Origin of the sequence: Campylobacter fetus subsp. fetus (assembly GCF_900475935.1) — a bacterium.
Lineage (GTDB): Bacteria > Campylobacterota > Campylobacteria > Campylobacterales > Campylobacteraceae > Campylobacter > Campylobacter fetus.
Genome location: NZ_LS483431.1, coordinates 1,280,719 through 1,292,003, shown reverse-complemented (window position 1 = coordinate 1,292,003; position 11,285 = coordinate 1,280,719). Strand labels below are relative to the sequence as shown.

At 33.5% G+C, this 11,285-nt stretch carries 7 protein-coding genes, 1 tRNA gene and 4 pseudogenes; 6 read left to right on the top strand and 6 right to left on the bottom strand.

The window, feature by feature from the left end; all coding sequences use genetic code 11:
• The first annotated feature begins 5 nt into the window (after positions 1 to 5).
• From rpsL to DQN38_RS06395, 4 genes are all read left to right on the top strand, one after another.
• Positions 6 to 389, top strand: a complete 384-nt coding sequence (rpsL, locus tag DQN38_RS06410) for a 30S ribosomal protein S12 (protein WP_002850111.1) — start codon at positions 6 to 8, stop codon at positions 387 to 389.
• 66 nt (positions 390 to 455) lie between these two features.
• Complete coding sequence (gene rpsG, locus DQN38_RS06405) at positions 456 to 926, top strand: 30S ribosomal protein S7 (RefSeq protein ID WP_002850109.1); 471 nt, start codon at positions 456 to 458, stop codon at positions 924 to 926.
• A gap of 12 nt (positions 927 to 938) precedes the next feature.
• Entirely contained in the window at positions 939 to 3,014 is a 2,076-nt protein-coding gene (fusA, locus tag DQN38_RS06400; RefSeq protein WP_002850108.1) for an elongation factor G, read from the top strand.
• Positions 3,015 to 3,066: 52 nt separating this feature from the next.
• Positions 3,067 to 3,143 (top strand) — tRNA-Arg (locus DQN38_RS06395).
• A gap of 271 nt (positions 3,144 to 3,414) precedes the next feature.
• Here the strand turns inward: DQN38_RS06395 and DQN38_RS06390 are convergent.
• The 5 genes and pseudogenes from DQN38_RS06390 to DQN38_RS09330 form a co-directional block, all read right to left on the bottom strand.
• Positions 3,415 to 3,609, bottom strand: a complete 195-nt coding sequence (locus DQN38_RS06390) for a hypothetical protein (protein ID WP_010401894.1) — start codon at positions 3,607 to 3,609, stop codon at positions 3,415 to 3,417.
• Positions 3,610 to 4,189: 580 nt separating this feature from the next.
• Positions 4,190 to 4,591: pseudogene (locus DQN38_RS09345) on the bottom strand (methyl-accepting chemotaxis protein); the annotation flags it as partial.
• A gap of 894 nt (positions 4,592 to 5,485) precedes the next feature.
• Positions 5,486 to 6,088 (bottom strand): annotated as a pseudogene (locus DQN38_RS09340) (cache domain-containing protein); the annotation flags it as partial.
• A gap of 735 nt (positions 6,089 to 6,823) precedes the next feature.
• Positions 6,824 to 7,225, bottom strand: a pseudogene (locus DQN38_RS09335) (methyl-accepting chemotaxis protein); the annotation flags it as partial.
• Between the two features lie 813 nt (positions 7,226 to 8,038).
• Positions 8,039 to 8,623: pseudogene (locus DQN38_RS09330) on the bottom strand (PDC sensor domain-containing protein); the annotation flags it as partial.
• Between the two features lie 380 nt (positions 8,624 to 9,003).
• Between DQN38_RS09330 and DQN38_RS06375 the strand changes: the two are divergent.
• Entirely contained in the window at positions 9,004 to 10,572 is a 1,569-nt protein-coding gene (locus DQN38_RS06375; protein ID WP_065844210.1) for a multicopper oxidase family protein, read from the top strand.
• Positions 10,573 to 10,696: 124 nt separating this feature from the next.
• A complete protein-coding gene (locus tag DQN38_RS06370) occupies positions 10,697 to 10,930 on the top strand; it encodes a DUF1353 domain-containing protein (protein WP_065844211.1) in 234 nt (77 codons plus the stop codon).
• A 215-nt stretch (positions 10,931 to 11,145) separates the two neighbouring features.
• On the opposite strand, the gene DQN38_RS09155 is transcribed toward DQN38_RS06370, so the two are convergent.
• The gene (locus tag DQN38_RS09155) at positions 11,146 to 11,280 is read right to left on the bottom strand and encodes a hypothetical protein (protein WP_259459121.1); all 135 of its coding nucleotides are present in this window, start codon (positions 11,278 to 11,280) and stop codon (positions 11,146 to 11,148) included.
• Positions 11,281 to 11,285 lie beyond the last annotated feature (5 nt).

The following is an 11,285-nucleotide window of genomic DNA, read 5'->3' as shown; positions in this document are numbered from 1 at the left end:
TTATTGTGCCAACCATTAATCAATTGGTCAGAAAAGAACGCAAAAAAGTGATAGTTAAATCAAAATCGCCAGCGTTAAAAGAGTGTCCTCAAAGAAGGGGAGTTTGTACTAGAGTTTATACAACGACTCCTAAGAAACCAAACTCGGCTTTGAGAAAAGTTGCCAAAGTAAGGCTAACAAGCGGATTTGAAGTGATCAGCTATATAGGCGGTGAGGGTCACAACCTACAAGAACACAGCATAGTACTAGTTCGTGGCGGTAGGGTAAAAGACTTACCGGGTGTTAAGTATCATATCGTACGTGGTGCTCTTGATACTGCTGGTGTTGCAAAAAGAACTGTTTCTAGATCTAAATACGGTGCTAAACGCCCTAAAGATGCTAAAAAATAAAAATTCGTACAGACTAACTCGTTGTTTTAGTTAAGTTTGAGTAAAATTTAAATTTGAAGGAAAGTTATGAGAAGAAGAAAAGCCCCTGTTAGGGAAGTAATGCCTGATCCGATTTATGGCAATAAAATAATAACTAAATTTATTAATTCACTTATGTATGATGGTAAAAAAAGCGTTGCTACAGAGATAATGTACGGCGCACTTAAAACTATCGATGCAAAAGGCGGTGATCTAAAAGGTATAAATGTTTTTAATGACGCTATTGATAACGTAAAACCAATCATGGAAGTTAAATCACGCCGTGTCGGCGGTGCTACATATCAAGTACCTGTAGAAGTTCGTCCAGCACGCCAACAAGCTCTAGCTATCCGTTGGATCATAAGCTTTGCTAGAAAAAGAAGCGAAAGAACTATGATGGAAAAACTAGCAGCAGAGCTACTTGATGCAGCAAACAGTAAGGGCGCATCATTTAAGAAGAAAGAAGATACTTACAAAATGGCTGAGGCAAATAAAGCATTTGCTCATTATCGCTGGTAATAAGGAGCGTCTATGTCAAGAAAAACCCCATTAAATATGGTAAGAAACATAGGTATTGCAGCCCATATCGATGCTGGTAAAACTACTACTAGTGAAAGAATTCTTTTCTTCACCGGTATGAGTCATAAGATCGGTGAGGTTCATGATGGCGCTGCGACTATGGACTGGATGGAGCAAGAAAAAGAGCGTGGCATTACGATTACTTCTGCTGCTACAACTTGCTTTTGGAAAGATCATCAAATCAACCTTATAGACACCCCAGGACACGTCGACTTTACTATTGAAGTTGAGCGTTCTATGCGTGTTCTTGATGGCGCAGTAGCCGTATTTTGCGCTGTTGGAGGTGTTCAACCGCAAAGTGAAACAGTTTGGAGACAAGCAAACAAATACCGCGTTCCAAGAATGGTATTTGTAAACAAAATGGACAGAGTTGGCGCAAATTTCTTTAATGTTGAAGAACAAATCAAAAACAGGCTAAAAGCAAATCCGGTGCCTATTCAAATTCCAATTGGTGCCGAAGATGAGTTTAAAGGCGTAATCGATCTAATCGAAATGAAAGCTTTAGTTTGGGAAGATGATACAAAACCGACTGATTATGTAACAAAAGATATTCCTGCGGAACTATTAGAAAAAGCGCAAGAGTATAGAGCAAAAATGATTGAAGCGGTAGCTGAAACCGATGACGCTCTTATGGAGAAATTTTTCGGCGGTGAAGAACTAAGTGTAGAAGAGATCAAAAGAGGTATAAAAGCCGGATGTCTTGCCATGACTATGATACCTATGCTTTGCGGTACCGCATTTAAAAATAAAGGTGTTCAACCGCTTCTTAATGCCGTTGTTGATTATCTACCTGCTCCGGACGAAGTTGCTGCCATAAGAGGCGAACTCGAAGATGGAAGCGAAGTCGTAGTAGATAGTACGGATAATGGTGAGTTTGCAGGGCTTGCGTTTAAGATCATGACCGATCCATTTGTTGGGCAGCTAACTTTTGTTAGAGTTTATCGTGGACAACTTGAGAGCGGAAGTTATGCTTATAATACCGTAAAAGGTAAAAAAGAGCGTATTGGAAGACTTCTTAGAATGCACTCAAACAAAAGAGAAGAGATAAAAGTTCTTTACGCCGGAGAAATAGGCGCTGTCGTAGGTCTAAAAGATACTTTGACAGGTGATACTTTAGCAGGTGAAAAAGAGCATGTAATTCTTGAAAAAATGGATTTCCCGGATCCGGTTATCAGCGTTGCGGTTGAGCCAAAAACTAAAGCTGATCAAGAGAAAATGGGTATAGCTCTTCAAAAACTAGCTCAAGAAGATCCGTCTTTTAGAGTTAGCACGGATGAAGAGAGTGGTCAAACTATTATCTCTGGTATGGGTGAGCTTCACCTTGAGATCATCGTCGATCGTATGCTTAGAGAATTTAAAGTAGAGGCTGAGGTAGGACAACCGCAAGTTGCTTACCGCGAGACTATTAAAAAATCAGTTGAGCAAGAGTATAAATACGCAAAACAATCAGGTGGTCGCGGACAATACGGTCACGTATTCTTACGTCTTGAGCCACTTGAGCCGGGCAGCGGATTTGAATTTGTTAATGATATCAAAGGCGGTGTTGTTCCTAGAGAGTATATACCGGCAGTCGAAAAAGGTTGTCAAGAGGCACTTCAAAGCGGTGTTTTAGCAGGATATCCTGTTGAAGATGTTAAAGTTACACTGTTTGATGGTAGCTACCACGAAGTCGACTCATCTGAAATGGCGTTTAAATTAGCTGCTTCAATGGGCTTCAAAGAAGGTGCTAGAAAAGCCGGCGCTGTTATACTTGAGCCTATGATGAAAGTTGAAGTTGAAACTCCAGAGGAGTACATGGGCGATGTTATCGGCGATCTTAACAAACGCCGCGGACAGATCAACTCTATGGATGAAAGAGCTGGAAATAAAATAGTTACGGCTTTTTGTCCACTTGCCGAGATGTTTGGATATTCAACAGATTTAAGAAGCCAAACACAAGGTCGTGCTACTTATTCTATGGAATTTGATCACTATGAAGAAGTTCCAAAAAATGTTTCTGAAGAAATAATCAAGAAAAGAAACGGCTAAATTTAATCCTAAACCGCCTAGTTTTTGGCGGTTTTTCCACAGTTTTACTTTTGTCCTCATAGCTCAGCAGGATAGAGCGCAGAATTCCTAATTCTGAGGCCGTGAGTTCGAATCTCGCTGGGGACACCATTCTATTCAATTTTTATTATTGGGACTTTATTTGACACGGCATTCAAATCGTATATTGGTTCTTGATTCTATTAGATGACTTCTTTTGATGCATATGTTCATAGATCATTTTATTTGGGCAAACCTGTCTCAAAGTATATCTATGAGTGTTTTGTATTTTTCTGCAGCGGATAGTTTTTTATTTTTGTCTGTATGCTGGCTGTGATCAGCAAAACAAAACGTGGGCTTAATACATCGTGGATGAGAAAAAGGGTATTTAAATATGGCTATTTCATATAGGTACGATTTTGTTGCTTACGGTTTTTTCGGCTTTGTTTTTGCATGATTTACACGGTAGTCTAGCTATCGTTGTTAAGCACGAATTGACAGGTTGAGCATTGACTTTGATCTTGGCAAATACTCCGCCACGGCTAGATGTTTTGCCTATATATATGTTTTTAATGCTGTTTTGATCGTTTTTTTCCATCAATGTTTGGTAGCAAATTTGGACTGATTTTATGTCTATTTTGATTGATTCTTATCAGCTCTTGGATGGGAGTTAGGGAATTTATACTTGATATATATCCTAGTGAGCCTTGGATATTCAAGCTTTTATTTAGGACCGCTTCGTTGTATAAACTTCATAGCTTTTTGCTTTGTTCATATCTTATAGTATCAAAATAGTACTAAATTTGCTAAATTTTAATTTTTCTTCAGTTGTCGGTAAACATAGCTTGGAGGTTTATTCGCTTCTTCTTTTATTTTGGACAAATTTATAGAGCAAGTTTAATATCACTTATTATAGTTTCAAAAGTAATATAGCCCTATATGCTATAAATACGAGCACTCAAGCAGGGCAAATATACCATAACAAGATTAAAATAGCACATTTCCAGCTGCTAGATTTTCATATAAAATTTCTAATAAGCGTCATAGCTACCAAGAGTTGTACTGTGTAAGCTCCTGTTAGTAGAGTATTTATTCATATTGTCGTTGGTAGCCAAGACCTATTTTTAGGCTAAGTTTGATAATAAATTTTCAATAAGTGCCAAAAAGGCACTTATTGCTTAAAACTTCTTCCTCTTAACCTCACTAACCACTTCATTAGCTATAGTTTCTACTTCTATAGTAACTCTGTCCGTATTGCTAGCTATAGCAAGGTTTTGTTTAGTCTGTTCATCTACGTTAGCAACAGCTTCATTTATCTGGTTAATTGCTTCGGTTTGTTCGCTTATACTTTGGCTCATTTCATTTATGCTTTGGCTTAGTATATTAACATTGGCTTCAATCTCTCCTAAAGACTTTTGAGTTCTCTCAGCTAGCTGTCTTACTTCATCTGCAACAACAGCAAATCCTCTACCGTGATCTCCGGCTCTGGCTGCTTCTATAGCAGCATTTAATGCTAGTAAGTTTGTTTGATCTGCTATATCGCGTATAATAGTAATTATATTCTTAATATCCTCAGACTGTTTTATAACTTCTCCCGCTCTTTCATTGATAGAGCTCATAGAACTACTCATCTCTTCAACGGCTGCTGCGCTTTCTTGAAGTGAGTTAGCTTGGCTTCTTGCACTATCGTTTAACGTAGTTACGTACTCTTTTAAGCTATTTGCTTTTTCTTTAAGATTGTTAGCTTGATTTAAATTATCTTTTAGCATCTTAGTTATCTCATTACCTAAAAGATTAGTAACCTTTTCAACCTCTCCTTTGGCATTAGGTATATTAGAGGTAAAATCAAGATTTTTAAAATCATCAAATGTTTTTTGAATAACATTTATATCAGATCCTATCTTGCCTTGAAGAGTATTTAGCATACTATTTAATACGTCTTTTAACTTTTTAAGCCCAGGAGAGTCCGGTTCATGCATTATTCTAGCTCCTAGATTTCCTTTTTCAACTTCACTAGCTCTAACTAATGCTTCTTCTACTGCTTTAGCATCTTTATCTAAAGACTCTTTTATAGAGCTTATATTAGAATTAATAAGACTAGCCATAACTCCAAACTCATCATTTGATTTTAAGCTTATAGCTTTAGGATTATCATTTTTATGGTTTAAGAAGTCAAAGAAGTCTTTGAGACCAGATACTATCTTATCCATAGGTTTTAATAATTTCTTGGCTAACAGTAAAATGGTAAGCGATGCAAAGATCACAAATATAATAGAAAGTATTATCTGTTTATAAAATATAGTGTCTGTCTTTTTTTTGAAAAATTCTACGTCGATATTACTACAAATTATCCAGTCATTTATAGATGAATTTATACATTTACCGAGTTTTTGAGAACCATCGTGAGTATAACTTACTCTGCCGTATGCGTCAAAATCTTTATTTTGAATTTTTTGTATAATTTCTTTTGTGAAATTTAGTGTTTTACCTATGTATTCACTTGCTGGACTCATAATCACTTTTGCGTTTTTATCCATTAAAAGTATATATGCGCCTTCGGCATTTCCTATTTCTATAAACTCTTTGCTTAATACATCTATAGCCTTATCTGCACCGACAACGCCTATTAATTTGTTATTTGAATATATAGGGGCTGCAACTGTAACGCATAACTTTTGTACGGTTTTACTCATATAGGGATCTGAAACAATGGTCTTATTTTCTTTAATAGCTCTTTCATACCAAGCTCGTTTTCTAGGATCATATTCATTTGTAGGTAGGCTAGAATTACCGTTTGAACGTATTATCATGCCGTCATTTTGATAGCCGACGAATATTAAGTCAAAGCGAGAAGAGTTCTCTATAGCTTTTAGTATAGTTTCTACCTCTTGATTGCTATAGTTGTTTGCGCCAATTAGTTTGGCTAAATTTTCTATAGCGTCGATATCGTCCCCTAATTGTGTGTTCAATAATGATTGAGCTGATTGAGTAACCTTCGTCCTTTCGTTTACTAATAATTCGGTTGTATTGGCTTTTGAGTCCGAATAATTTATATAACTTAGAATAGCAAGCAACATTATAAAGAGTAATGATGCTCCAAGGGATACTTTTCTAGATACACTTTGTATTTTCATTGGTATTTCTCCGATAAATAATATTTTTTAGGTCAAAATTATATCAAATAAACTAATAATATAAATTTATTAAAAAAATAATATAAGGTAATTTTACTAAAAATAAATCTGTAAAATTATAAATTTAATTATATTTGTGATAAATTTGTCTTTAATTTCTTTGTGTTTGTCAAAAACTTCACGGATGATTTGAGGTATTTTATCTCTAATTTCATATTCTTAAACTCCTATTAATTCGCTAGATACACTATGGAAATTTAACACTACTCAAACAATATGTCTTTGCAAACGGCTTAATGTAATTTAAAGTTTTGGCTTTTTAATTGTAGTGCAATTATGGGATGATAAAATAAATCTTAAATTAGATAAATGTTTTTAACAAATATAATATAATTTTAAGATGAAAATAAATTTAAAAAATATATCCATTTTGTGAAAAATGAACATTGTAAGTGTAGAAGTGATAGCATATACCAAAAGCAGTATAATAAATTTAATCGTAATAATATGGATAAATTTTATCACCATAAAGTGTCCGAATCTATATATGAGAGTCGTATAATTTGCATCGTATGATTTTTACTTTTATCAAATATACTTCACACGGCAGCCGAGTCCTGTTTTTAGGCTAAGTTTTATAATAAATTTGAGCTTAATAAAAGCTCAAATTTAACTCGGTTAGAATTTCTTTTTATTGACTTCGTTAAATACTTCGTTTGCTATACTCTCCACCTCATTAGTTATCTTATTACTATTTTGAGCTATAGTGACATTTTGTTTAGTCTGCTCATCTACTGTAGCAACAGCTTCATTTATCTGGTTAATTGCTTCAGTTTGCTCATTTATGCTTTGACTCATCTCATTGATTCCTTGAGATAATATGTTTACGTTTGCTTCAATTTCTGCTAGAGATTTTCCGGTTCTTTCAGCTAGTTGTCTTACTTCATCTGCAACAACAGCAAATCCTCTACCGTGCTCTCCGGCTCTGGCTGCTTCTATAGCTGCATTTAATGCTAGTAAGTTTGTTTGATCTGCTATATCTCTGATTATTGTTATAATACTTTTTATATCTTCTGATTGTTTTATAACATCTCCTGCTCTTTCATTGATAGAACTCATAGAACTACTCATCTCTTCAACGGCTGCTGCACTTTCTTGAAGTGAGTTAGCTTGAGAGCTTGCGCTTTCATTTAGATTTTCTACGTATCCTTTTAGGCTATTTGCTTTTTCTTTAAGATTATTAGCTTGAGCTAGATTATCTTTTAACATCTTAGCTATCTCATCTCCTAAAAGATTTGTTACTCTTTCGACTTCACCTTTAGCGTTTGGAATTCTTGATGTAAAATCTAACTCTTTGAAACTATCAAATGTTTGTTGAATAACATTTATATCGCTTCCTATTTTTCTTTCTAACGTATCTAACATCTTATTTAATACTTGTCTTAACTTCTCAAGTCCAGGTGAAGATGGTATAGTATTTATCCTAGCTTTTAAATTTCCATTCTCAACTTCATTTGCTTTTTCTAAAGACTCTTTTACTGCTTTATTGTCTTGTTCCATAGAATCTTTTATATTAGATGTATTATCGTTTATAAGTTTAGCCATAACTCCAAACTCATCATTAGATTTTAAGCTTATAGCTTTAGGATTATCATTTTTATGGTTTAAGAAGTCAAAGAAGTCTTTGAGACCACTTTGGATAATCTGTATAGGTTTTAAAAATCTTTTTACTAAAATATATATTATTAGTGTTGCCAATATAATAAATGTTATAGATATGATAATATTTTTGTAAAGTATATCATCAGTCTTTTTGCTAAAAAAATCTATATCTACATTGCTACAAATAATCCAATCGTTTATTCCAAACGAAACACATCTGCCAAGTTTTTTAGATCCGTCTTCATGTGTGTATGGAAGCCTACCGTATTCATCTACATTGTTAGCTTTGTAATTTTTGAGAATTTCTTTTGTAGCATTTAATGTTTTTCCTATAAAATCGCTATTTGGATGCATTATTAGTTTTGCATTTTTATCCATCAAAAGCATATATGCTCCTTCGGCGTTTCCTAGTTCATTAAACTCTTTTTGTATCCCATCAATCGTAAAATCCGCACCTACTACGTATAGTAGTTTATTATCCTTATAAAAAGGAGTCGCTGCCGTTATTATCTGTTTTTTTGTTACGTTATCGATATACGGTTCTGTAATTAACGTTTTTCTTAAATTTGCTGCTTCTTGATACCAGTTTTGTTTTCTAGGATCGTACTCATCAGTCGGGAGCCCAGAATTTCCATCCGAAGCTACAATCATTCCGTTATCTTGATATGCTATATACATTGCTTCAAAATCCATTGAGCTATTGATATTTTTGAGTATATTTTCAACTTCTTTATAATCATAGTTATTTGAGCTAAATAGCTTTGATAAATTTTCAATACCTACAATGGCTTTTTTAAACTGTGTATCTAATAACATCTTACCAGCTTGTATGGATTTTGCTCTTTCACTTGATAAGAGTTGAGTCGTATTTACTTTTGAATTTGAATAGTTTATATATGTTAAAACTATAAGCAGAATCATAAATAATATGGATACTCTAATCGATACTTTTGTGGCAAGCCCTCTTTGTTGCATATATGCTCCTTAAAATATTTCTATTTTGAAATTATACTAGATTGTTTTTTAATTTATTATTAAATGATATATAGTATCATTTAAATCAAATTTCAGAGTAATATAATCTCCTATAAAATCAAAAGCTTTGGAAGTCGATAAAGATTATTTTTTGTTTTAGTTTTATAAAAATTTGTTAGTTAAAATACCAAACGATGCAAAACTTAATAATAGGAGTTATAATGAATAGAAGAACATTTTTAAAGCTAAATGCCTTAGGATTAGTTAGTTTTTGTAATGCATATGCAAATCACATTAATCATTTTGGTATGCACCATGAAATGATGAACGTCAATGATAGTATATTAAATATTGATACATCTTTTATTAACTTTTCTTCAAACAATTTAAAGCTTCTTGATGAAAAATATTTTCCGCAAAATCAAAATCTAAAAGCCTTGCCTTTGCTTAAAAATGAAAGCAAAACAAAAAATACGTTTAAAGCAACTTTACAAATTACTCAAAGCCAACTAGAGATAGTTAAAGGTAAAAAGACTAAAGTATATACATATAACGGTACAATACCAGCACCAAAAATTGAGGTTTTTGAAGGCGATAACGTAGAAATTTTAGTTAAAAATAGGTTAAGTGAGCCTACAACCATTCATTGGCACGGACTACTGGTAGCTCCAGAGCAAGACGGTAATCCGCATGATCATATTTTAGCTGGCGAAGAAAGAGTATATCGCTTTAACTTGCCTATGGGTAGCGCTGGAACATACTGGTATCATCCACATCCTCACCATATTGCTTCAAAACAGGTTTTTATGGGTTTAGCTGGAGCTTTTGTCGTTAAGTCTAAGCAAGATGTCTTAAGCGATTTAGTAGAAAAAGATTTGATGATAAGCGATTTAAGACTTGATGAGAATGCTCAAATTCCAAATAACAATTTAACCGATTGGCTAAATGGAAGAGAGGGAGAATTTATTTTAATAAATGGGCAGTATAAACCTAAAATACGCTTAGTCACAAATGAACGTATAAGAATATATAATGCTACTTCTGCAAGATATTTGAGATTAAAAATACACGGAGCAAATTTTATACTAGTAGGAACCGACGGTGGGCTGATTCAAAAACCGATTTATAAAGATGAGATATTTTTAACTCCTGCTTCAAGAGTTGAAGTATTAATACAAAGTAGTAAAAGCGGTGAGTTTAAGCTTGAAAGCTTATATTATAATAGAGATAAAATGATGGTACAAGAAGAGCCAAAAACATTATTTTTAGCTGATATCATCCTAGAGAATAAAGATATTAGTATTCCAGATAAATTAAGAGAATTACCAAGATTAGAAGAGCCTAAAAGCTTTAAAGAAATAATTATGAGTGAAAATCACTCAAAAATGATGCAAATAATGAATTCTAAAGATGACAATGAGATTAAAGCAGCCCTTGCATCAATGTTTTTGATGAATTCAAAGACTTATGATTTAAATAGGACTGATTTAATTTCTGAAGTTGGAGTAGTGGAAGAGTGGGTAGTAAATAACAACTCGCATATGGACCATCCATTTCACATACATGGAACTCAATTTGAAGTTATTAGCTCAAAACTAAATAACGTTGTATCAAAACCGGAGTTTAGAGCATTAAGAGATACAATCAATGTCAGACCAAATGAAGAGATAAGACTTAGAATGAAACAGGATTTTGTTGGAACTAGAATGTTTCATTGCCATATACTAGAGCACGAGGATTTAGGAATGATGGGAAATTTAGAAGTGAAAGAATATCATCTTAAGCATTAACTTAATGAAATGAATTGTTACCAAATTTGATATACTTTGTAACTCAATATCGTCTGATTTTTAATGTAAATATTATGACGTATATATGTCATAATATTTTAGTGCTTTATTTTTTATCATTAAAATGAAGCAAAGCTTTTTAGTATGCTGTTCTCAGCAAGTTAGTGGTATTAATATACCAAAAGGATATAAAAACGGTGCTGATATACCGCGTATATTTTTGGTTATTGCATCCACCTTTAAGCCAAAATATCTCGATGCGATAGTTTTGCACGGCTACTTATGTGATAATGCGAAAAGCAAGGCAGAGTATAGAACAGCGGATATACTGCTCAAATCATCTATGAAAAATCTATGAGCAAATAAATTAACAGTTTTTTATTTCTACAAATTGATTTTAATGCGGAGATTTTTGATCTACTTGATACGGATTTTGACAGGAGGGCAACTAGCCAAAGATAATCGGGCTATTATGGCGCGGGATTTGTATCTATATCTGCGCGAGATAGAGACGATCAACTGAAGCAAAAAAGAAGGAGAGATAAAACGGATGCAAATGAATATATCAAATTATCAAAGATAGACGATACCATAAGATATCAGCTTATCTTTTTTTAATCGATTTGGTAGATATTCACTAAATTTATTTGCAAAACTAACTGTATTGTTTTTACTTCTGTAGTTTGTTAATAAATTATATTGTTTCAATATAT